This is a genomic window from Pseudomonas sp. PA-7-1E (genome assembly GCF_021605325.1).
In the GTDB taxonomy this organism is placed as follows: domain Bacteria; phylum Pseudomonadota; class Gammaproteobacteria; order Pseudomonadales; family Pseudomonadaceae; genus Aquipseudomonas; species Aquipseudomonas fluorescens_BV.
The window spans coordinates 103713-126216 of record NZ_WKFA01000016.1; the positions used below are offsets into that span (position 1 = coordinate 103713).

General features: G+C 60.9%; 20 protein-coding genes and 1 pseudogene. 16 read left to right on the forward strand and 5 right to left on the reverse strand.

Going from position 1 to position 22504, the window contains the following annotated elements:
* The first annotated feature begins 8 nt into the window (after positions 1–8).
* From GIW79_RS13415 to GIW79_RS13460, 10 genes are all read left to right on the forward strand, one after another.
* Positions 9–830, forward strand: coding sequence for a TIM barrel protein (locus tag GIW79_RS13415; protein ID WP_054897781.1), 822 nt, complete (start codon positions 9–11; stop codon positions 828–830).
* 149 nt (positions 831–979) lie between these two features.
* The gene (iolD, locus tag GIW79_RS13420) at positions 980–2911 is read left to right on the forward strand and encodes a 3D-(3,5/4)-trihydroxycyclohexane-1,2-dione acylhydrolase (decyclizing) (protein WP_236454855.1); all 1932 of its coding nucleotides are present in this window, start codon (positions 980–982) and stop codon (positions 2909–2911) included.
* Positions 2912–2930: 19 nt separating this feature from the next.
* Positions 2931–3941, forward strand: coding sequence for a Gfo/Idh/MocA family protein (locus GIW79_RS13425; protein WP_072447792.1), 1011 nt, complete (start codon positions 2931–2933; stop codon positions 3939–3941).
* A gap of 150 nt (positions 3942–4091) precedes the next feature.
* Positions 4092–5120 (forward strand): Gfo/Idh/MocA family protein, encoded by a 1029-nt coding sequence (locus GIW79_RS13430; protein ID WP_054897784.1) that lies wholly within the window; start codon positions 4092–4094, stop codon positions 5118–5120.
* A gap of 126 nt (positions 5121–5246) precedes the next feature.
* Positions 5247–5423, forward strand: coding sequence for a hypothetical protein (locus GIW79_RS13435; protein WP_003191673.1), 177 nt, complete (start codon positions 5247–5249; stop codon positions 5421–5423).
* Positions 5424–5472: 49 nt separating this feature from the next.
* Complete coding sequence (locus GIW79_RS13440) at positions 5473–6408, forward strand: sugar ABC transporter substrate-binding protein (protein WP_057977503.1); 936 nt, start codon at positions 5473–5475, stop codon at positions 6406–6408.
* Between the two features lie 64 nt (positions 6409–6472).
* Positions 6473–8026 (forward strand): sugar ABC transporter ATP-binding protein, encoded by a 1554-nt coding sequence (locus GIW79_RS13445; protein WP_054897785.1) that lies wholly within the window; start codon positions 6473–6475, stop codon positions 8024–8026.
* Between the two features lie 26 nt (positions 8027–8052).
* Positions 8053–9075, forward strand: coding sequence for an ABC transporter permease (locus GIW79_RS13450; RefSeq protein ID WP_003191668.1), 1023 nt, complete (start codon positions 8053–8055; stop codon positions 9073–9075).
* A gap of 435 nt (positions 9076–9510) precedes the next feature.
* Positions 9511–9915, forward strand: coding sequence for a TraR/DksA family transcriptional regulator (locus GIW79_RS13455; RefSeq protein ID WP_003191666.1), 405 nt, complete (start codon positions 9511–9513; stop codon positions 9913–9915).
* Positions 9916–10072: 157 nt separating this feature from the next.
* Positions 10073–10276 (forward strand): hypothetical protein, encoded by a 204-nt coding sequence (locus tag GIW79_RS13460; protein ID WP_058410528.1) that lies wholly within the window; start codon positions 10073–10075, stop codon positions 10274–10276.
* Here the strand turns inward: GIW79_RS13460 and GIW79_RS13465 are convergent, their stop codons facing one another.
* The 3 genes from GIW79_RS13465 to GIW79_RS13475 all read right to left on the reverse strand — a co-directional run bounded on the left by GIW79_RS13465 (position 10277) and on the right by GIW79_RS13475 (position 11204).
* Positions 10277–10519: a DUF2789 domain-containing protein gene (locus GIW79_RS13465; RefSeq protein ID WP_034125689.1), complete on the reverse strand. Its 243-nt coding sequence runs from the start codon at positions 10517–10519 to the stop codon at positions 10277–10279.
* Between the two features lie 68 nt (positions 10520–10587).
* Complete coding sequence (locus GIW79_RS13470) at positions 10588–10818, reverse strand: hypothetical protein (RefSeq protein WP_034125688.1); 231 nt, start codon at positions 10816–10818, stop codon at positions 10588–10590.
* Positions 10819–10928: 110 nt separating this feature from the next.
* Complete coding sequence (locus GIW79_RS13475) at positions 10929–11204, reverse strand: hypothetical protein (protein WP_032872432.1); 276 nt, start codon at positions 11202–11204, stop codon at positions 10929–10931.
* Positions 11205–11598: 394 nt separating this feature from the next.
* On the opposite strand from GIW79_RS13475, the gene GIW79_RS13480 reads away from it, so the two are divergent.
* Positions 11599–12048, forward strand: a complete 450-nt coding sequence (locus tag GIW79_RS13480) for a hypothetical protein (protein WP_052199932.1) — start codon at positions 11599–11601, stop codon at positions 12046–12048.
* A 131-nt stretch (positions 12049–12179) separates the two neighbouring features.
* Positions 12180–13187 carry an ABC transporter substrate-binding protein gene (locus GIW79_RS13485; protein WP_236454856.1) on the forward strand — a complete coding sequence of 336 codons (1008 nt, stop codon included), beginning with the start codon at positions 12180–12182 and terminating at the stop codon, positions 13185–13187.
* A gap of 140 nt (positions 13188–13327) precedes the next feature.
* Here GIW79_RS13485 and GIW79_RS13490 read toward each other — a convergent pair.
* Positions 13328–15450: pseudogene (locus tag GIW79_RS13490) on the reverse strand (TonB-dependent receptor).
* Positions 15451–15541: 91 nt separating this feature from the next.
* A complete protein-coding gene (locus GIW79_RS13495; protein ID WP_034125684.1) occupies positions 15542–15931 on the reverse strand; it encodes a DUF2946 domain-containing protein in 390 nt (129 codons plus the stop codon).
* A gap of 93 nt (positions 15932–16024) precedes the next feature.
* Here GIW79_RS13495 and GIW79_RS13500 point away from each other — a divergent pair, with 93 nt between their 5' ends.
* From GIW79_RS13500 to GIW79_RS13515, 4 genes are all read left to right on the forward strand, one after another.
* Complete coding sequence (locus tag GIW79_RS13500) at positions 16025–16462, forward strand: DUF3995 domain-containing protein (RefSeq protein WP_034125683.1); 438 nt, start codon at positions 16025–16027, stop codon at positions 16460–16462.
* A 317-nt stretch (positions 16463–16779) separates the two neighbouring features.
* Positions 16780–17946 carry an efflux RND transporter periplasmic adaptor subunit gene (locus GIW79_RS13505; RefSeq protein ID WP_236454857.1) on the forward strand — a complete coding sequence of 389 codons (1167 nt, stop codon included), beginning with the start codon at positions 16780–16782 and terminating at the stop codon, positions 17944–17946.
* Entirely contained in the window at positions 17943–21119 is a 3177-nt protein-coding gene (locus GIW79_RS13510; RefSeq protein ID WP_072447808.1) for an efflux RND transporter permease subunit, read from the forward strand. Before GIW79_RS13505 ends, GIW79_RS13510 begins: the two co-directional genes overlap by 4 nt.
* Positions 21116–22504, forward strand: a 1389-nt coding sequence (locus tag GIW79_RS13515) for an efflux transporter outer membrane subunit (protein ID WP_236477375.1), incomplete at its 3' end; no start/stop codon positions are given. The genes GIW79_RS13510 and GIW79_RS13515, both read left to right, overlap by 4 nt.

Genomic DNA, 22504 nt, shown 5'->3' on the forward strand with positions numbered 1-22504 from the left:
CAAAAACAATGAAGTCGCCGCTACGTTTTGCCCTTAACCGCATGGTCGCCCCCAACCTGTCCCTGCCAGATTTCATCCAGTTGGCGGCGGCTCTCAACTGCGAGGCCATTGAGATCCGCAACGACCTCAAGAACCGTGAAATCGAATACGGCACACCCGCCAGCCGCGTGCGTGAATTGTGCGCAGCGCAGGGCATCAAGGTGCTGTCGATCAACGCGCTGTACCCCTTTGATGTGTGGAATGACGAACGCCGTGCCCAGGCAATCGAACTGGCCACCTACGCCCGTGAGTGCGGGGCCGAAGGCTTGGTGATGTGCCCGTTCAATCAGCCTGGCGATACGCGCAACGACGCGCAGCGCGCGGCTGGTTTGCGCACGGCGTTGAGCGAGCTGGCGTTGATCCTGCGCGAGTACGGGATTCTGGGTTTTATCGAGCCCCTGGGCTTCACCGTATCCGCCCTGCGCCGCAAGCGCGTGGCAGTGGATGCAATCAAGGCCATCGGTGGCCTGGATGTATTCCGGGTGGTGCACGACACCTTTCACCATCACCTGGCCGGCGAGCATGAGTTCTTCCCGGAGCTGACCGGGCTGGTGCACATCTCCGGGGTGGAAGACCGCGAGGCGCCGCTGGACTCGATCCGCGACGGCCACCGCGTGCTCGTGGGCGAGGACGATATCCTCGGGAATGCGGCGCAGATCGACACCTTGCTCAGCACTGGCTACAGCGGCTATCTGTCGTTCGAACCGTTTGCCGAAAGCGTGCACGGGTTGGCGGATATCCGGCAGGCGTTGGGCAGCAGCATGGCGTATTTGCAAAAGCCCTTGCCATAACGCGATCAAAAATGTGGGAGCTGGCTTGCCTGCGATAGCGGTGTGTCAGGCAATACCTGTGCAACTGATAGACCGCTATCGCAGGCAAGCCAGCTCCCACAGTGGATCGGTGTTGAACATTCCAATTGCATTCATACAAGGTGCAAGTGATGACCACAACAAGATTGACCATGGCCCAGGCCCTGGTGAAGTTCCTGGACAACCAATACATCGAAGTCGACGGCGTACAGAGCAAGTTTGTCGCCGGGGTCTTCACTATTTTCGGGCATGGCAATGTGTTGGGCCTCGGTCAGGCTCTGGAGCAGGACAGCGGCGACCTGGTGGTGCATCAGGGCCGCAATGAGCAAGGCATGGCCCACGCCGCCATCGGGTTCGCCAAGCAGCACCTGCGCCGCAAGATCTATGCGTGCACGGCCTCGGTCGGGCCGGGCGCGGCCAATATGCTCACCGCCGCAGCGACTGCCACCGCCAACCGCATCCCGTTGCTGCTCTTGCCCGGCGATGTCTATGCCAGCCGTCAGCCCGACCCGGTGTTGCAGCAGATCGAGCAGTTCCACGACCTGAGCATCAGCACCAACGACGCCTTCCGCTCCGTGAGCAAATACTGGGACCGCATCAACCGCCCCGAGCAACTGATGACCGCGGCGATCCATGCCATGCGCGTGCTGACCGACCCGGCTGAAACCGGCGCGGTGACCCTGGCCTTGCCCCAGGATGTACAAGCCGAAGCCTGGGACTACCCCGACTATTTCCTGCAAAAACGCGTGCACCGCATCGACCGACGCCCGGCCACCAGCGCCATGATCGGCGATGCGCTGGCTGCGTTTCGCGGCAAGCGCAAGCCGCTGATCATTTGCGGCGGCGGGGTCAAATACTCCGCCGCCAACCAGGCACTGCAAGCCTTTGCCGAGCGTTTCGATATTCCTTTCGCGGAAACCCAGGCGGGCAAGAGCGCCGTGGTGTCCAGCCATCCGCTGAACGTCGGCGGCATCGGCGAAACCGGCTGCCTGGCGGCTAACCTGCTGGCGCCTGAGGCGGACTTGATCATCGGTGTCGGCACCCGTTATACCGACTTCACCACCTCCTCAAAATCGCTGTTCAAGCACCCCGAGGTGAAGTTTCTCAACCTCAATATAAGCCCCTGCGATGCGTTGAAGCTGGACGGCGTGCAAGTGCTGGCCGATGCAAAAGTCGCCCTTGAAGCACTGGCCGATGCCCTGGGCGATTACCGTTCGGGCTGGGGCGAGCAGATCGCCGACGCCAAGGCGCAATTCGACGCTGAAGTGGACCGCGTGCATCAGGTGCACTACCAGGGCGATGAGTTTGTCCCCGAAGTCGACGACCACCTGGACCGTGCCGTGCTGCGGGAATTCATCGAGCTGACCGGTTCGTGCCTGACCCAGAGCGCTGTGCTCGGCGTGCTCAATGCACGCCTGGCCGATGACGCAATCATCGTGGCCGCCGCCGGCAGCCTGCCCGGCGATTTGCAGCGTGCCTGGCGCAGCAAGGGCGTCAACACCTACCACGTCGAGTATGGCTATTCATGCATGGGCTACGAGATCAATGCCGCCCTGGGCGTGAAGCTGGCCGAGCCGAGCAAGGAGGTGTACGCCCTGGTCGGCGATGGCTCCTACATGATGCTGCACTCGGAGCTGGCCACCTCGATCCAGGAGCGCCGCAAGATCAACGTGGTGCTGTTGGACAACATGGCGTTCGGTTGCATCAACAACCTGCAGATTGGCAATGGCATGGACAGCTTCGGCACCGAGTTCCGCTACCGCAACCCCGAGAGCGGCAAGCTCGACGGTGGCCTGGTGCCGGTGGACTTCGCCATGAGCGCAGCGGCCTACGGTTGCAAGACCTACAAGGTCAGCATGCTGGAACAGCTGGAAGCGGCGTTGGCGGATGCCCGCACGCAAAGCGTCTCCACGCTGATCGATATCAAGGTACTGCCCAAGACCATGATCCACGGCTACCTGTCGTGGTGGCGGGTGGGTGTGGCGCAAGTGTCCACCAGTGAACGCACGAATGCAGCGGCAAAAAAACTCAATGAACACCTGGCCAAGGCCCGGCAGTACTAACAACAAGAGGAGTGTTTGCATGTCTTTGAAACTTGGAGTGATTGGTACGGGCGCCATTGGCCGGGACCATATTCGTCGTTGCAGCCAGGCCTTGCTCAACAGCCAGGTGGTGGCTGTCACCGACATCAACCTTGAGCAGGCGGCCCAGGTGGTGGCGGACTTGAAGCTGGACGCCGAGGTGTACCCGGACGGCCATGCGTTGATCAACGCGCCAGAGGTCGAAGCGGTACTGGTGACGTCCTGGGGGCCGAGCCACGAAGAGTTTGTGCTGGCCGCGATTGCTGCCGGCAAACCGGTGTTCTGTGAAAAACCGCTGGCGGTGACGGCCGAGGGCTGCCGCAACATTGTCGAGGCCGAAGTGGCACACGGTAAGCGCCTGGTCCAGGTGGGTTTCATGCGCCCGTACGACCAAGGCTATCGTGCCCTCAAGTCGGTGATCGACAGCGGCCAGATTGGCGAGCCGTTAATGCTGCACTGCGCGCACCGTAACCCCACGGTGGGCGAGAACTACAACACCGGCATGGCGATCACCGACACCCTGATCCATGAGTTGGACGTGCTGCGTTGGCTGCTCAACGACGACTACGTGTCCGTGCAGGTGGTGTTCCCGCGCAAGACCAGCAAGGCGCTGGCGCACCTGCGCGACCCGCAGATCGTGCTGCTGGAAACTGCCAAAGGCACGCGTATCGACGTGGAAGTGTTTGTGAACTGCCAATACGGCTACGACATCCAGTGCGAAGTGGTAGGGGAGAGCGGCATCGCCAGGTTGCCGGAACCATCTCAGGTGCAACTGCGCAGCGACGCGAAGCTGTCCAACGCAATCCTGATGGATTGGAAGGATAGGTTTATCGGTGCCTATGACGTGGAGTTGCAGGCGTTTATCGACAGCGTGCTGGCCGGGCAGGTCGGCGGGCCGTCGGCCTGGGATGGGTTTGCGGCGGCGGTGGCGGCGGATGCGTGTATTGAAGCCCAGGGCAGTGGGCAGATTGTGAAAGTCAGCCTGCCGGATCGCCCGCGCTTCTACGGCTAACTCACTGCAGAAAAGTGGTTGACACTGTGGGAGCTGGCTTGCCTGCGATAGCGGTCTATCAGTGACAGATTGATTGCCTGACTCACTGCTATCGCAGGCAAGCCAGCTCCCACAGTTGATTGGGTTTCCAAATCAATTCTGGAGTTGAACATGCGAATCGGACTAGTGGGCTACGGCCACGGCGGACGCTTTTTTCATGCGCCGTTGATCGCCACCCTGCCTGGCGCCACCTTTGTCGGCGTGGTGACGCGTTCACCCGAACGTCGCAAGCAACTGAGTACTGACCTTCCGGGTGTCAAAGCCTTCGACTCCATCGGCCAGATCGTCGAAGCCGGCGTCGATGCCCTGGTGATTTCCACCACCCTCAAAGGTCGCCCGGCCCTGGTGCTGGAAGCCATCGAGCACGGGGTGGCGGTGGTCAGCGATAAACCCTTTGCCGCCAACGCCGAACAAGCCCAGGCCCTGATTACCGCTGCCGAACGTCAGGGCTCGTTGCTCAGTGTTTATCAGAATCGGCGCTGGGATTCGGATTACCTGACCCTGCGCAAACTGATCGACGCTGGCGCCCTGGGCACCATCACCCGCTTTGAATCCCGTGTGGAACGTTACAGTCCGCAGGCCGTGGGCAATGCCAGCGGTGGAGGATGGCTGCGTGACCTGGGCAGCCATCTGGTGGACCAGGCGTTGCAACTGTTTGGCCCGGTGGAGCGGGTGTTCGCTCAATTGCACTACACACCAGAACATCCCACGGTGGACCACGGCTTCTTTGTCTCCCTCACCCATGCCAATGGCGTGATTTCGCACCTGTGGGGCAACGCGTTGCAGAACAGCCAGGCGCCGCGATTTCGCGTCAGTGGCAGCCTGGGCTGCTACACCGTCGACGGATTGGATGGCCAGGAAGAAGCGCTGCTGGCCGGCAAGTCACCGAAAACCGAAGGTGAACACTGGGGCGCCGAGGAGCATCGACGCTGGGGCTGGTTTGAGCAAGGGCCGGAGCGTGAGCGGGTGCCGTCGGAGAAGGGCTGCTGGCCCCAATTCTATCGGCAGTTGCAAGCGGCCGTGGTGGGGCAGGGACCGCTGCCGGTCAATGCCTATGACGCCCTGGAAACCACCCGTATATTGGACGCCGCGCGGCTGAGTGCCGAGCGTCAGCAGGTGGTTTCGACGAAAATAGAATAAAATTCTAAAACAGGTTGATATGGAAATTATTTTCTAATACAGTCTTTTCCAGGTTGCATAAAGTACGTCCCGGAACCTACGGGCGACTCAACAAAAACAAGATCAAAAACAACCAGGTACCGTCAGATGAAAATCTTCAACGCTGTACTGCGAGTTTTACGCCCCCTCCAAGCGCCACGCGGACTGCCCCGCGCCCGGCCGTTCTACTTCTCCTTCCTGAATGTGCTGTGCGTCGAAAACCAGGGCGCGCTGGTGTGCTGCATTCCAGGCGCGCCGGTGGTGCGACTGACAGCCGAGTCCTGATCAACGCAACGTCGAAAAAAACCAACAAGAAAGTGGAGACAGACCGTTCATGAAGACCCCGATCCGTTTTACCGCCCTGGCCTTGTCCATGCTGCTGGCCAGTGGCGTTGTCGGCGCCGCCGATCTCAAGGTGGGCGTGACGATGTCCGCGTTCGATGACACCTTCCTCACCTACCTGCGCGAGGATATGGATAAGCAAGCCAAGTCCTATCCAAAAGGTGATGGCGTGCAACTGCAATTCGAAGATGCCCGCGCCGATGTGGTCAAGCAATTGAGCCAGGTCGAGAACTTCATCAGCCAGAAGGTCGACGCGATTATCGTCAACCCGGTCGATACCGCGTCGACCAAGAACATCATCAGTGCCGCCACCAAGGCGGGTATACCGCTGGTGTTCGTCAACCGCCGCCCCGACCAGAAAGACTTGCCCAAGGACGTGGTGGCCGTGACCTCCGATGACGTCGAGGCCGGCCGCCTGCAAATGCAATACATCGCCGAAAAACTCGGTGGCAAGGGCAAGGTCGTGATCCTTTTGGGTGACCTGGCGAACAACTCCACCACCAATCGCACCAAGGGCGTGAAGGAAGTGCTGGCCAAGTACCCGGACATCAAGATCGAGCAGGAACAGACCGGCATTTGGTTGCGTGACAGGGGCATGACCCTGGTCAACGACTGGCTGACCCAGGGCCGGGAGTTCAATGCGGTGCTGGCCAACAACGATGAGATGGCGATCGGGGCGTCCATGGCCCTGAGATCGGCCGGCAAGGAAAAAGGCAGCGTGTTGATTGCCGGTGTCGACGGCACGCCCGATGGCTTGAACGCGATCACCAAGGGCGACATGACCGTGTCGGCCTTCCAGGACGCCAAGGGCCAGGCGGTAGGTTCGGTGGAGGCAGCGCGCAAGATGGCCAAGAAGGAGCCGGTCGAGCAGAACGTGGTGATCCCGTTCCAGTTGATCACCCCGGACAACGTCAAAGACTTCAAGTAGCCCCGACATAACAACAAAAGCTGGCAGGGCGGTCACGGCCGCCCTGCAGATGGAGTACCTCCCTATGCCTGCTCAAGCCGCCACGTCTCAGCCCGCCGCCCACCCGGCGCTGGCGCTGGACGAACCCTACCTGCTGGAAATCCTCAACATCAGCAAAGGCTTTCCCGGTGTCGTGGCCCTGGACGATGTGCAGCTGCGGGTGCGCCCCGGCACGGTGCTGGCGTTGATGGGCGAGAACGGTGCGGGCAAGTCGACGCTGATGAAGATCATCGCCGGCATCTACCAGCCCGACGCCGGCGAAATTCGCCTGCGTGGCAAGCCGATCACCTTTGAAACGCCGCTGGCCGCGCAAAAGGCCGGGATCGCGATGATCCACCAGGAACTCAACCTGATGCCCCATATGAGCATCGCCGAGAACATCTGGATAGGCCGCGAACAGCTCAACAGCCTGCACATGGTCAACCACCGCGAAATGCACCGCTGCACCGCCGAGTTGCTGGCGCGCCTGCGCATCAACCTCGACCCCGAAGAACAGGTCGGCAACCTGAGCATTGCCGAACGGCAGATGGTCGAGATTGCCAAGGCAGTGTCCTACGACTCCGACATCCTGATCATGGATGAACCCACCTCGGCCATTACCGACAAGGAAGTGGCCCACCTGTTTTCGATCATTGCCGACCTCAAGTCCCAGGGCAAAGGCATCGTCTATATCACCCACAAGATGAACGAAGTGTTCGCCATCGCCGATGAAGTGGCGGTGTTCCGCGACGGCCAATACATCGGCTTGCAACGGGCCGACAGCATGAACAGCGACAGCCTCATCTCGATGATGGTCGGGCGTGAATTGAGCCAGCTGTTCCCGGTGCGCGAAACGCCTATTGGTGAGCTGTTACTGTCGGTGCGCGACCTGAGCCTGGACGGCGTATTCAAGGATGTATCGTTCGACCTGCACGCCGGCGAGATCCTCGGTATCGCCGGGCTGATGGGCTCCGGGCGCACCAACGTGGCGGAAACCATTTTTGGTATCACCCCAAGTTCCAGCGGGCAAATCACCCTGGACGGCAAGGCGGTGCGCATTACCGACCCGCATATGGCCATTGAGAAAGGCTTTGCGCTGTTGACCGAAGACCGCAAGCTCAGCGGCCTGTTCCCGTGCCTGTCGGTGCTGGAGAACATGGAGATGGCGGTGTTGCCGCACTATTCGGGCAACGGTTTTATCCAGCAGAAAGCCTTGCGTGCCCTGTGTGAAGACATGTGCAAGAAGCTGCGGGTGAAAACCCCGTCACTGGAGCAATGCATCGACACCTTGTCCGGCGGTAATCAGCAAAAGGCCTTGCTGGCGCGCTGGCTGATGACCAACCCACGCTTGCTGATCCTGGATGAGCCGACGCGTGGTATCGATGTGGGCGCCAAGGCTGAGATCTATCGCTTGATCGCCTTCCTCGCCAGCGAGGGCATGGCGGTGATCATGATTTCTTCCGAACTGCCCGAAGTGCTCGGCATGAGCGACCGGGTGATGGTGATGCACGAAGGTGAACTGATGGGCACTCTGGATCGCGCCGAGGCGACCCAGGAAAAAGTCATGCAGTTGGCTTCCGGGATGACCGCAGTCCACTGATCTACAGAATAAGAAGGTGATGGGTTATGAACGCAATAACAGACAACAAGCCGGCAACCGCGCCGGTCAAGAACCGTCGACGCATGCCCACCGAGCTGAGTATCTTCCTGGTGCTGATCGGTATCGGCCTGGTGTTTGAATTGTTCGGCTGGATCGTGCGCGACCAGAGCTTTCTGATGAACTCCCAGCGTCTGGTGCTGATGATCCTGCAGGTGTCGATCATCGGCCTGCTGGCCATCGGTGTGACCCAGGTGATCATCACCACGGGCATCGACTTGTCGTCCGGCTCGGTGCTGGCCTTGTCAGCGATGATCGCCGCCAGCCTGGCGCAGACCTCCGACTTTTCCCGGGCGGTGTTTCCGTCCCTCACCGACTTGCCGGTGTGGATCCCGGTGGCGATGGGTTTGGGCGTAGGGCTTTTAGCGGGGGCAATCAACGGCAGCATTATCGCGGTCACCGGCATCCCGCCGTTTATCGCAACCCTGGGCATGATGGTCTCGGCCCGTGGCCTGGCACGCTATTACACCGAAGGCCAGCCGGTGAGCATGCTCTCGGACTCCTACACAGCGATCGGCCATGGCGCGATGCCGGTGATTATCTTCCTGGTGGTGGCGGTAATCTTCCACATTGCCCTGCGTTACACCAAGTATGGCAAGTACACCTATGCCATCGGCGGCAATATGCAGGCGGCGCGTACTTCGGGGATTAACGTCAAGCGTCACCTGATCATCGTCTATAGCATCGCCGGTCTCCTGGCGGGCCTGGCCGGCGTGGTGGCCTCGGCACGTGCAGCGACGGGGCAGGCCGGCATGGGTATGTCCTACGAGCTGGACGCGATTGCCGCCGCAGTGATCGGCGGTACCAGCCTGGCCGGTGGAGTAGGGCGCATCACCGGCACGGTGATCGGCGCGCTGATCCTTGGCGTCATGGCCAGCGGGTTTACCTTTGTCGGGGTGGATGCGTATATCCAGGACATCATCAAGGGCCTGATCATCGTGGTGGCGGTGGTGATCGATCAATACCGCAACAAGCGCAAGCTCAAGCGCTGAGTACCTGCCCTTGTAGGCGCGAGCTTGTGTGGCGAGCAAGCTTGCTTGCGGGGGGCGAAGCACCCCCAATAAAAGCCGGAGACTGCTGCGCAGTCGGCGGGAGCAAGCTCCCTCGCCACAGCAAGCTCGCGCCTACAGGGGATCAGGCACTTTCAACCGTTTGTCTTCTATATAGCTCCACAACACTGAATTTCTTGCTATAAACGCACTCCGATGACCGTTCGCCAAGCCCGTCCTGGTGCTTTTGGGGGTTGATCGGGAAAAAATGCCTGTCTTTTCAGTTGCTGCGCCCTCAAGTCGGCCTTAGACTGCCGCCCCTCGTAAATTGAGTGCCGGGTGGCGCTTGGAATGGATGGCGCCCTTCCGAGACCTGCACAGGTCGGCCGGAACGCTCCCTAATTCGCCTTAATGCACGTATTTTTTATAGAGAAATCAATGACAAAGGAAAAGTTGCTGGCCATGCCGGCGGATGACTACATGAATGCCGAACAGCACGCTTTTTTCGAGAAGTTGCTGCAAGACATGAAGGTGGAGCACCACGAGCGCATTGAGCAGAACCGTATCGCCATTGAGAGCCTGGACACCCCGGCCGACCCGGCTGACGCGGCTTCTGTCGAAGAAGAGCGCACCTGGCTGGTAAACGCCATTGACCGCGACCAGCGCATGCTGCCGCAACTTGAGCGTGCTCTGGAACGCATCAAGGAAGATTCCTTTGGCTGGTGTGACGACAGCGGCGAGCCTATCGGCCTCAAGCGCCTGCTGATCAGTCCTACCACCAAGTACTGCATCGAAGCGCAAGAGCGCCACGAGCAGATCGACAAGCACCAGCGTCAAGCCTGATGCGGTGAAGGGGGCGGCTCTCTAGCTGGCCGCCCTGGATCGGCATTGTTGCTGTTTATGCAATGAAGCTATTCCGTGGATAGCTTTTTCCAACTGGAATAAAGCCGTAGCATGGCCAACATTGTTAGCCAGCTAACTAATGCTGCGGAGAAGCTCCATGCAAAACAAAGTCGATGTGGCCGTAATGATCGGCAGTGGCGTGCCCGAAACCCTGCGTGCCCTGGGCCAGCGAGCTTGCTGGGTGGTGTTGCTCAACGGTGAGCAGCGCGGCACTGCATTCGCCAGCCGGGACGAGGCGCAGGAATGCCAGGCTGCCTGGCAAGCGCTATTGCGCAGGGAAGCGTCAGACAGCCTGCATTGATCAAGCGCGGGGAGGCTCATGCAGCAGCGCATTGAGGTCATCCACTGCGGGAGCCCATTCTGCGTCGACCTGCAATTGTTCCCTGAGGAAGTTCGCCTGCTGTTCGCTCCAGAATGGCGCGTCGATGAGTTTTACATCATCGGGCAGTCGATGTTCGGCGGTAAAACGTTCGATGGCTTCCTGGCTGGAATCCAGCCCCAGTTGTTCGAACAGGGTTTCAAGGGTTGGGGTGGTGGTGTCCATAGCGTTCTCCATGCGGGCTTATCGTCATGCATGTGAGGGGCAGGGCACGCCAGAGTTCTATCGGATTGTCAGGTATTGAGCGCGCCGCAATCCACGGCGGTTTTCAGTGCCTTGGCCGCCTCTTTGCCAGCCACGGCCGCTGCGTCGGCGGTTTTGAACCAGCGGTCTTTCTCCACCTGGTGCGCGGTGACCTTGTTCAGCGGTGGTTTGGCTCGCATGATGATGACCGCTTGAAACTCACCGTCTACTTCCCTCGCATCGCCGTGGATAATAAATTCGCCAATATCAAATTCCGTCACGTATGGCTTTCCCTTCAAGGTAACTGCGTTGATGAAACCTGACCCGCGGGGGGCAAACTTCCATGGACAGGCCAGTATGGCAGTTGTTGAGGGGCAGTGGCGCGGTAAAGTCATCCAGGCGACGAAACGATTCCGCCGCCTGAGGCGTATAGCTTGGCTTCAAGGGACTTGGCCAGTTCGCAGGCTTTGATGTGATCGCTGCGAAACCCCTTGATCTTGCCGCTGGGCACTTCAAGAATATGAAAAAAGTTCTTTCCTGCGGGTACAACTTGGTAAAGCACCGAATTGGAGTACCCATTCAGGTTCAGCAGGCAGTAGTATTGCTGTTCGTCGGGACATGGTGAACGAGTGTGGAAAGACGTAGCGTCGTGTTGACGTCGTTGCATGCTCAGCTCCTGTCGATCGATCCGGTTAGCTTGTCTGCGTTGTTTCGGGTGGTTTTCACCCTGGTTGCTGTTCTAGTATTGTCGTCGGTAGTTCGTGACTGGTTCCATGCCCAGATGTTTTTTTGTGTTGGGGTGTCGGAAAACTGCATTTTTAATTGGGTTATTCTCTGAAGTCGGCAGACCCGTATTCTCGGGTCGTTGAACCTGTGATTTGCTGTATCGCGGTTGACTTCCCATGAGGTCCGCCGTTGAGGTTTGTACTAGCCTTACGAGTTCTCTTCAGTTTTTTAATGACTCTGTATCGTGTCGTAACGGCCATTTTTTGTGCTGTTCGCTTTGGCGGCCAGTGCTTTTTTGATGTGGGGGCGTTTCCTTGGCAGTCAGTAATCTGGATATGCACGCGTTATTCGTGCTGGGTGATTTGCGCGCAAAGTTGGTCAAGCAGTTTCAATCTCGGTTTGTCTACGTCACCGAACAGACGCCGGAAGGTATTTATATCGCCGAAATCGATACCGAAACGGCGCTGGTCGTGGATGACAAGCCACGTCTGGAACTCAAAGTAGGTGACCATTTTCGCGCAGCGGTATTGCCCAGCCGCGAAGGTGGCAAGTTCGAATTGAGGTTTCGCGATATCAAGTTGACCGTCTACGGCCTCGGCGACTATGCCTTTGTGTCGTCGAACGAAGGCCAGGGTATTGTGTTCAAGGAAGGCCACAGTGTGATGTTGGTATTCGCCGCCCATGAGCAATTGCAGGAAGGGTTGACCAAGACCCTGAAGGCCGTGACTGGCAAAGCCGCCAAATGGCGCAAGGGTGAACTGGTGACCTTCAAGGCCAGCGAGTAGGCGATAAATACGCTGTGCATCTTTGTCTTTTGGAACCTCTACTACAGTTGAGTTGACTTAACTATTCAGAGGCTTCGCGCATTCGCAGCAAAGCCGTTCGCCATGACTGCGAAAACGCGAGGTGCACAGGCATGAAAGGATTGAAGTCACTGCTGGCGGCGGGCCTGACAACCCTGAGTCTGTCATTGCCGGTATCGGCTGCCCAGGCACCGGTGCATTTTGCCGACCTGAACTGGGAAAGCGGCAGCCTGATCACTGAAGTACTGCGTTTTATCGTCGAGAAGGGCTATGACCTGCCCACCGACACCTTGCCTGGTACCACCATTACCCTGGAAACCGCCCTGGCCAAGAATGACATCCAGGTGATCGGCGAGGAATGGGCAGGCCGCAGTCCGGTATGGGTCAAGGCTGAAGCCGAAGGCAAGGTGGCGGGCCTGGGCGATATCGTCAAAGGTGCGACCGAAGGCTGGTGGGTGCCGGAATACGTGGTCAAGGGGGACCCCTCCAAAGGGCTAAAACCCCTGGCTCCAGACCTCAAAAGCGTACAGGACCTGGCGCGCTACAAGGACGTGTTCAAGGACCCTGAATCTCCGGGCAAGGGGCGTTTTCTGAACAGCCCCATTGGCTGGACCTCCGAAGTGGTCAACAAACAGAAGCTCAAGGCTTATGGCCTGGACGACAGCTATGTGAACTTCCGCAGCGGTTCGGGGGCGGCGCTGGATGCGGAGATTGCCTCTTCGATTCGCCGGGGCAAGCCCGTGCTGTTCTATTACTGGTCGCCGACCCCGTTGATGGGGCGCTATAAATTGATCCAGCTGGAAGAACCGCCATTTGATGCAGATGCGTGGAAGACCCTGACTGACGCAGACAATCCGAACCCGAAGCCGACACGCTCATTGGCTTCCAAGCTGAGCATTGGCGTGTCGACGCCGTTCCAGCAGGAACATCCACAGATTGCCCAGTTCTTCGAGAAGGTCGAGTTTCCCATCGAGCCGCTTAACAAAGCCTTGGCGACGATGAGCGAGCACCACACGCCGCCTCGGGAGGTGGCCCAAGCGTTTCTCAAGGAACATCCGCAGGTGTGGAAGGCCTGGTTGACGGAAGATGTGGCGCAGAAGGTCGAGGCGAGCCTCAAGTAACCGGCGGTCTTTGTATCGAGTGAAGATCAAGATGTGGGAGCTGGCTTGCCTGCGATGACTGAGTGTCAGACAACACTTTTTGAAGCTGGCCCACCGCTATCGCAGGCAAGCCAGCTCCCACATGTGACTGTATTCAAGCTTTAGAATTTGGTCTGTACGGCCAGCTCAAAGGTCCTCGGTGATCCCAGATAGTACGCCGGCGACACATGGGCAAACTCGGCATACACCTCGTTAGTCAGGTTGCGTACGCGCCCGGTTATCGAGGTATGCGCATCCACCTTATAGCGCAGGAAGGTGCCGAACAGCGTATAGGCCGGTACGGTCTGGGTGTTGGCATTGTCTGCATACACCTGGGCGACATAGCGCGCATCCACCCCACCTTGCCAATTCTCGGCAAAGTCATAGGTCAACCACAGGTTGCCCACGCGCTTGGGCACGTTGGTTGGCGTATTGCCCTTGCGCGACACCACGGCGCCGCTGGCGATTTTCTCGTTGAACTCATCGTACTGCGCGTCCACCCAGGCGAAGTTGCCTTCGGCCAATAGCCTCGGCGTGATGCGCAACGAACTGGCCAGTTCGATGCCCTTGGACGACTGCGCGCCCACCGGGATGCTGCTGGTCGGGTCCAGCGGGTCGGTGACGGCGAAGTCCTTGCGTTCGATCCTGTACGCGGCGACCGTGGCGGAACCGCGGCCCTCCAGGTAATCGAACTTGCTGCCGATTTCCCATTGCTTGCCGGTGGACACGTCGAACACCTGGGTAGTGGTGTTGGGCTGTTCGACGGCGGTGCTGTATTGCACATAGACGTTGGCGGAGGGGATGAACTGATAGGTCAGGCCCACCCGGCCCGTTACCGGCTCCCAACTGCGCTTGAAGTGTCGCGGGTTGGTGGCGGTGATCGTACGATGGTTGGTCACGTCCAGATCGATGGCGTCATAGCGCAGGCCAGTCAGCAGCGAGAGCTTATCCGTTAGTCCCAGACGGTTTTCCACGAACAGTGCCTTGGTCGTCACCTGGTTGGTCTTGTCCTTGACGAAACCTGGCCGGGTACCGGGAATATCATAGAAGTGCCCCGGGTCGTAGTGGTTCGGGTCTACGGTACTTTTGCCCGGCACGTTCAACGGGCTGTTAGTGGTGCTGTTGATCTTGTACTCAAAACCGCCGGACCAAGTGGTGGCGAGGCCGAAGACGCTCGTGTCATGGCGCAGTTCGAACTGGTTGCCGTTCTGCTCGCCCTGATGCCGCACCTGATAGGCCGTCGAGCGGTTCACCGCGCTGTTGTCGGCGTTGTATTGGTAGGTCTCCAGGTTGCGGTAGTCGCGCTGGCTGTCGAGGTGGTAGAGGGTATTTTTCAGTGTGGTGCTGTCGTTGATCCGGTAGTCGATGATCGAGCGTGCCCAGATCGTGCGTTGCTCATAACGGCCGTCGGCTACGTTGTAGTTATTGAAGCGGTTGTGCTTGTCGATCTTCAGCTCACCGGCCTTGGGGTTGAGCACCGGCGTGCCCCAGTACGGGCTGTCTTCATGTTCGTCCTGATACTCCAGGGCCAGGGTGTGGGACAGGTTCGGGGTGAGGTCGCTGAGCAGGGAAAACGCCACGCTCCAGGCATCGCGCTGGTCGCGGTCGATGTAGCTGTGATTGGTGTTGCGGCTCACATCCAGGCGGGCGTAGTGCTGCACCTCGGCGCCGGGTTCGGTCAGCGCATGGTTGAGGCCGAACGCCATACCGGCGGTGTCGTAACTGCCATAGCTCAGTTGGCCCTCGATGGCCTGTTCCTCGCGGCTTGCCAGCTTGGTCACGTAGTTCAGCGAGCCACCCACTGAGCCTGCGCCGTTGATCAGGGAGGAGGGGCCGCCTACCAGTTCGACGCGGTCATAGATCCACGCATCCACCGGTCGCGCCAGGCCCGAGGCGACATTGATGCCGTTGAACATCTGGGTGATCTGGCTGCTGGTAAACCCTCGGTACGAGACAAACCCGCCAAACCCAGGCGGCGCGCTGGCGTTGACGCCGGGCAGGGTATTGGCCGCATCACGGTCTTGGCGCCGTGGCGCTCGATATCGTTGCGGTTAGCAATGGCCACCGACGCCGGCGTTTCCCGCACGCTCAGGCCCAGGCGCGAGGCCATGCCGCTGGATTGGTCCAGGGCCAGCCTAGGCTCGGCACTTTGCTCGCCGTCAATGGTGGTTGGCGCCAACTCAAGGGCCGAGGCGTAAACAGGCAGGCAGCCGAACAGGCCCGCCAACAGGGGTAAATGTTTCATGGTTGAATCCTGAAAACTTGGCTCGAAAACAACGCACTGCTCCCCGTACTCCTTACGGAAACGAAGCGGTGCAGATCAGAACGCGCAGGGATCAGGCGAAGGCAGGTGGCGCGCGCGGATTAGCCGCAGGCCAGGTGAAGCGGGCGGGAATGTCGGCGGCGAGCACCACCGCTGCGGGCGGCGCATGGGGTTGCGGCAGGACTGCCACATTCAGGTGGGAGTTGAGCGCCGGGCCCATGCCGCCGGTAGAGCACAGCGGGCAACCAAACGCCTTCGACAGCGTTGGCAGGCTCTCATCCGTAGAATTGCTGGGCAGGGGCGCCTGGGTACGTGGGTCCACCGTACAGAACTGGCCGCTGATGCCGTTGAGCTGCATCCCCACCATCTGCCCATGACCAATGCTGCAGGCGAACACATTGAACAGGACGCAGCAGTAGAGCGTCCAGGCAATGAGTGAGCGGTCGGCACGGGCGAGTTTCATGGGGCGGCACTTTATCATCAGCGACCGACGAAATGCCTGCAAAAAAACTCAGGGCGGCTATCCTCATTCGCACATTTTTGTGGAGCGCCGACCATGAGCTTTGTGATTGCGCGGTGGATCGTCGGGGTATTTACCTTCATCAGCATGGTGCACCTGTATTGGGCTGCGGGTGGCAAGCTCGGCAGCCTGGCCGCTATCCCGCAACTGCCCGGAGAGTTTGCCAGCGGGCCGCGACCGGCGTTCAAGCCGTCGGCGCTGGGTACTTTTCTGGTGGCGATGGGGCTGGTGGCGATTGCCTTGCTCGTGTGTCTGCGCGCCGGGCTGTATTTCTCGCCGGTGTCCCACGGGGCGTTGCAGTGGGGTATCAGCGCGATTGCCGTGCTGATGTTTGCCCGGGCGATTGGGGATTCGGAGCTGGTGGGGTTTTTCAAGAAGGTCGGCGGGTCGAGGTTTGCTCGCCTGGATACCTATTTCTATTCGCCGTTGTGCCTGGTGTTGGGCGCCGGCTTGCTGGTGGTGGCGTGGAGCTGAGCCTGAGCCCACAGATACCTGGCTGACACCGCGCAATCCAAATGTGGGGGCTGGCTTGCCTGCGATGCAGACACCTCGGTCTACCAGCCAAACCGGGTTGATCCCTTCGCAGGCAAGCCAGCTCCCACCTTCAACCACGCTCGACAGGTAAGCCCGAGCGCCACCAAGCCCCTGTGGCCGCCATTTGATTCACCTCCAAGTATTTCCCAGACAAAAACACACCCCCCGGTTTTATAGCGCTTGACCTTCCCAGTATGGCAAGCCGGATAAAAACCCCACGTGTCGGTTTGTCTTGAAAATTCCAAGGAGGGTGAACGATGTGCACCAAACCAGTAAGCCTCATTACCGGGGCGTTGGCCGTAGCATTGATGCTCGGCGGATGCTCGGACAATGCGCCGCCAGCTGCAGCAGCCAAGCCACCCGGCGTGCCGGTCGCCCAGGTGGTGGCGCGTGCGGTGACGCCGTTTGTGGAGTACACCGGTTCGTTGACCGCCATCGACCAGGTTCAATTGCGCCCGCGAGTCAGTGGCTATCTGCAAAGTGTCAGCGTGCCCGAAGGGCAGTTCGTGGCCAAGGGCAGTCCACTGTTTGTGATCGATCCGCGTATGTTCCAGGCGGCAGTGAACGCAGCCAAGGCACGTCTGCGCGAGGCCGAGGCCAATGCGTTGCTGGCCCAGGCCGAGCATGGCCGTGCCGAGCAGTTATATGCCAAGAAGGTGGTGGCACGTGATCGTCTCGACACCGCCGTTGCTTCGTTGAACGCCGGCAGAGCGCAGGTGGAGGCCGCCAGGGCTGCGTTGGATACAGCCCAACTTGACCTGAGTTACACCCGCGTCACCGCGCCTATCAGCGGGCGCATCGACCGCGCATTGGTGACGGAAGGCAACTATGTGACCCGCGGGGAAACACCCCTGACCACGATTGTCTCCATCGACCCCTTGCATGTGTATTTCGATGTGGATGAACGCACCTACCTGCATTCGTTGGCAGCGACGCGGCAACACGCCGGGTCCAAGGGCGAACAAGCCGCCAAGGTCATGGTGGCGATGCTCAACGACACCACCTATGCACGGGCCGGTCGCGTGGATTTTCTGGCCAACTCGGCTGACCGCAAGACTGGCACGGTGCGCGTGCGTGCGGTGGTGGAAAACCGGGATGGGCGCTTGACGCCGGGGCTGTTCGCCAAGGTCAAGCTGGATACCGGCGTGGCGCAACCCCGGGTGTTGGTTGCCGACCATTCCATCGGCACCGACCAGGGCCGCCGTTATGTGCTGGTTGTCGGTGAGGGCGACAAGACCGAATACCGCCCGGTGGAACTGGGCCCGGTGGTCGACGGCCTGCGGGTCATCGAACAGGGCCTGCAACCGGGCGAGCGCATTGTCGTCAAAGGGCTGGTGCGCCCCGGCATGCAGGTGACACCGCTGGCCGCCAGTATTGACGGCAAGCCGCTTGAAGCACCGCTGGCGGTGGGGGGCGTGCAATGAGCTTCCCACGCTTTTTCATTGACCGACCGATCTTCGCCATTGTCCTGTCGGTGTTGATGATGATCGGCGGCATCGTGGCCTTCTTCCACCTGCCGTTGAGCGAATACCCGGCCGTCACGCCGCCCACCGTGCAAGTGACCGCGTCCTACCCAGGGGCCAACCCGCAGGTGATTGCCGAGACGGTGGCGGCGCCGCTGGAACAGGTGATCACCGGGGTTGAGGGCATGCTTTACATGACCTCGCAGTCGGCCACCGATGGCCGCATGATTCTGACTGCAACCTTCGCCCAGGGCACCAACGCGGACATGGCCCAGATCCAGGTGCAGAACCGTGTGTCGCGAGCGTTGCCGCGCTTGCCCGAAGAGGTGCAGCGCCTGGGCGTGGTCACGCAGAAAACCTCGCCGGACATCCTCATGGTGGTCCACCTGCTGTCCCCCGACCAGCGTTATGACCCGCTCTACATCTCCAACTACGCCTACCTGCAGGTGCGCGATGAGTTGTCGCGCCTGCCGGGGATCAACGATGTGCTGGTGTGGGGCGCGGGTGAATACAGCATGCGCCTGTGGCTCGACCCGGACCTGATCGCCGCCCGTGGCTTGACCGCCGGTGATGTGATTGCTGCCGTGCGCGAGCAGAACGTGCAAGTGGCGGCCGGCTCGGTCGGCCAGGCGCCGGACTCCACTGCGGCGTTCCAAGTCACGGTCAATACCCTCGGGCGCCTGACGGATGAAGAGCAGTTCGGCGACATCATTATCCGCACCGGCGATAACGGCCAGGTCACGCGCTTGCGCGATGTGGCACGTATCGAGATGGGGGCCGATGCCTACGCGCTGCGCAGCCTGCTGGACGGCGAGCCTGCGGTGGCCTTGCAAATCATCCAGAGCCCGGGGGCGAACGCGCTGGATGTGGCGCAGTCGGTGCGCGATACCATGCAGCGTCTGCAAACCAACTTCCCCGAGGGGTTGGTGTCGCGGATTGCCTATGACCCCACCGTGTTTGTGCGCGCTTCGCTGGAGTCGGTGGCCATCACGCTGATGGAAGCGATCCTGCTGGTGGTGATCGTGGTGGTGGTGTTCCTGCGCAACTGGCGCGCGTCGCTGATTCCCTTGATGGCCGTGCCGGTATCGATCATCGGCACCTTTGCGGTCATGCACCTGATGGGCTTCTCCCTCAATACGTTGTCGCTGTTCGGCCTGGTGTTGTCGATCGGCATCGTGGTCGACGATGCAATCGTGGTGGTGGAGAACGTCGAGCGGCATATCGAGAACGGCGAGGAGCCGATGCAGGCTGCGCGACGGGCGATGAGCGAGGTCACCGGCCCTATCATTGCGATCACCTCGGTGCTGGCGGCCGTGTTCATTCCCACCGCGTTTCTCAGTGGCCTGCAAGGCGAGTTCTATCGGCAGTTTGCGCTGACCATCGCGATTTCCACCATCCTCTCGGCGGTCAACTCGTTGACCCTCAGCCCGGCGCTGGCCGGCCTGTTGCTGCGGCCACGGCATGCCGCTGTGGTGCATGACCCGCGCAGCCTGCGTGGTCGTGCCGCACGGCTGTTGGAGGTACTGGGCCGGCCGTTCCAGCGTGCGCCGCAAGCCTATGGCAACACTGTGCGCAAGGTCGTCGGCCGTCGTGGCGTGGCGCTGTTGGCTTACGGCGGCTTGCTCGCATTGACCTGGTTCGGCTTCAACGCGGTACCGGCCGGCTTCGTGCCGATGCAAGACAAGTACTACCTGGTCGGTATCGCCCAACTGCCGAACGCGGCCTCGTTGGAGCGTACCGATGCGGTGGTGCGGCAAATGTCGAAAATCGCCCTGGATGAGCCGGGGGTCGAGAGTGTCGTGGCGTTCCCGGGACTGTCGGTCAACGGCTTCGTCAACGTTCCGAATGCGGCGGTGATGTTCGTCATGCTTGATCCGTTCAAAGAGCGCACCTCGCCGGATATGGCGGCGGTCGCCATCGCCGGGCGTCTGCAGGCCAAGTTTGCGAGCATCCCCGACGGCTTCCTCGGCGTGTTCCCGCCGCCACCGGTGCCGGGGCTCGGGGTAACCGGGGGCTTCAAGCTGCAGGTCGAGGACCGTGGCGGCGTCGGGCTGGAGGCGCTGGTGCAGCAGACCCAGGTACTGATGACCAAAGCCACTGAGTCAGGCCAGGTAGCCGGGCTGATGACCAGCCTGGACGTCAATGCGCCGCAACTGAATGTCGACATCGACCGCACCCAGGTCAAGAGCCAGGGCGTGCGCCTGGCGGATGTGTTCGAGTCGCTGCAGGTCTATCTGGGGTCGCTGTACGTCAACGACTTCAACCGGTTTGGCCGCACCTACAAAGTCACGGCCCAGGCCGACGCGGACCATCGCATGCAGGCCGAAGCCATTGGCCGCCTGCAGGTGCGCAATGCCGCCGGGGACATGCTGCCGTTATCAGCGTTTGTCACGGTCACGCCGAGCTCCGGGCCTGACCGGGTGATTCACTACAACGGCTATCCCTCGGCGGATATCTCTGGCGGCGCGATGCCAGGGGTCAGCTCCGGGCAGGCGGTTGCGCTCATGGAGCGCCTGGCCCAGGAGGTACTGCCCGAGGGCGTGACCTATGAATGGACAGATTTGACCTACCAGCAAAAGCTCGCCGGGTCATCGGCCCTGTTTATTTTCCCGCTGTGTGTGCTGCTGGCTTATCTGATCCTTGCCGCGCAGTACAACAGTTGGCTGCTGCCGTTGGCGGTGTTGCTGATCGTGCCCATGTGCCTGCTCAGCGCAATCCTCGGCGTGTGGCTGGTGGAGGGCGATAACAACGTGTTCGTGCAGATCGGGTTGGTGGTGCTGGTGGGCCTGGCTGCGAAGAACGCCATCCTGATCGTCGAGTTTGCCCGCAGCCTTGAAGCCGAAGGCGCCAGCCCATTGGAAGCGGTGATCCACGCCTGCCAATTGCGCCTGCGCCCTATTTTGATGACGTCCCTGGCGTTTATCGCCGGCGTAGTCCCGTTGGTGTTTGCCAGTGGCGCCGGGGCCGAGATGCGCCATGCCATGGGGGTTGCGGTGTTTGCCGGGATGTTGGGCGTGACGCTGTTCGGTCTGTTCCTGACGCCCGTGTTCTATGTGGTGATGCGCAGCCTGGCGCTGCGCGTGCAGCGTCAGGGGGCGAGTCCGACGGTGCAGCTAAAGGAGAGCGCATCATGAAACAGGCGTATCCAGCTTTTCTGTTGTCGTTGACCCTGCTGGCCGGTTGCGGCTCGGTGGGGCCGGACTATTCCGCGCCAGTGCTGCCCGCTGCGCAGCGGGCGACGAGCTTCGGCGCGCCCATCGCCGGGCTTGGTCCGGGCGAGGTCGAAGTGCAGTGGTGGCAAGTGTTTGACGAGCCGGCATTGAGCCAATTGATCCAACAGGCACTGGCGGCCAACCACGACATCGGCATCGCCGCCGCACGCCTGGACGAAGCCAAGGCGCTGTTGCGCGAAAGCCGTCAAGGCTTCCTGCCCAGCGGCGGCGCCGCCCTGGGCTACGAGCACCGCCAGCGCAGCGAGGTCGAGACTCCCTTCGGCGAGCAGCGCTCTATTGAAACCACCCGTGCGGCGGTGGATGCAGCCTGGGAAATCGACTTGTTTGGGCGCGTGCGTCGCTCGGTGGAGGCGGCCCAGGCCCAGGCGGGGTCGCGTCAGGCGTTGCTGCGCAGCGTGCAAGCGAGCGTCGCGGCGACGGTCGCGGCAACCTGGTTCGAGCTACAAGGGATCGAAGCCGAACAGGCGGTGGTCGCGGATATCAGCCAGAGCCAGCGCGACAGCCTGGGCCTGGTGGGGCAGATGGTCAGCGTCGGCGCCGCCACCGAATTCGACCGGCTGCGTGCCGAGGCCTTGTTGCGCAATGTCGAGGCGGTAGCGCCTGACCTGGAGCGACGTCGCGCCAAGTCAACCAACGCGCTGGCGGTGCTGCTGGGGCAAGCGCCCCAGGGGTTCAAGCCACCGCTGGCCCGGCCTGGGCGTGAAACCTTGAACCTGCGCACGTTGCAGGTGGGAGACCCGGCCGGCTTGCTGGCGCGCCGTGCCGATATTGCCGCGGCCGAACGCACGCTGGCGGCTGCGACCGCGCAGATTGGCGTGGAAACCGCTGGCTTGTATCCGGATATCCAGGTGCAGGGTTCCATCGGTTTGCTGGCCGGAAGTCTCAGCGCCCTGGGCGATGCGGGCATGCAGTCGAACTTTATCGCGCCGGTGATTCGCTGGTCACTGCTGGACACCGGGCGCGTACGAGCGCGGATTGCCGCCAGCGAGGCACGCACCCAGGCGGCATTGATCGCTTATGACCAGACCGTGTTGCGGGCCCTGCAGGAAACCGATGATGCGTTCCAGGCCAACCGTACGGCCGGCAACGCCCTGGGCTTGCGGCTGTTGGAGGCGGCCGCCAACCGTGAGGCAGCCAGCTTTGCGCGCGAGCGGTTTGCGCAAGGCGAGGGCGTGTACCTGGATGTGCTTGAGGCCGAGCGCGCGGACTTCACCAGCCGCCGGGCGTTGACGGCGGCGCGCACGGAACAGCGCTTGGCGGTGGTGGGGATCTATAAGGCGCTGGGT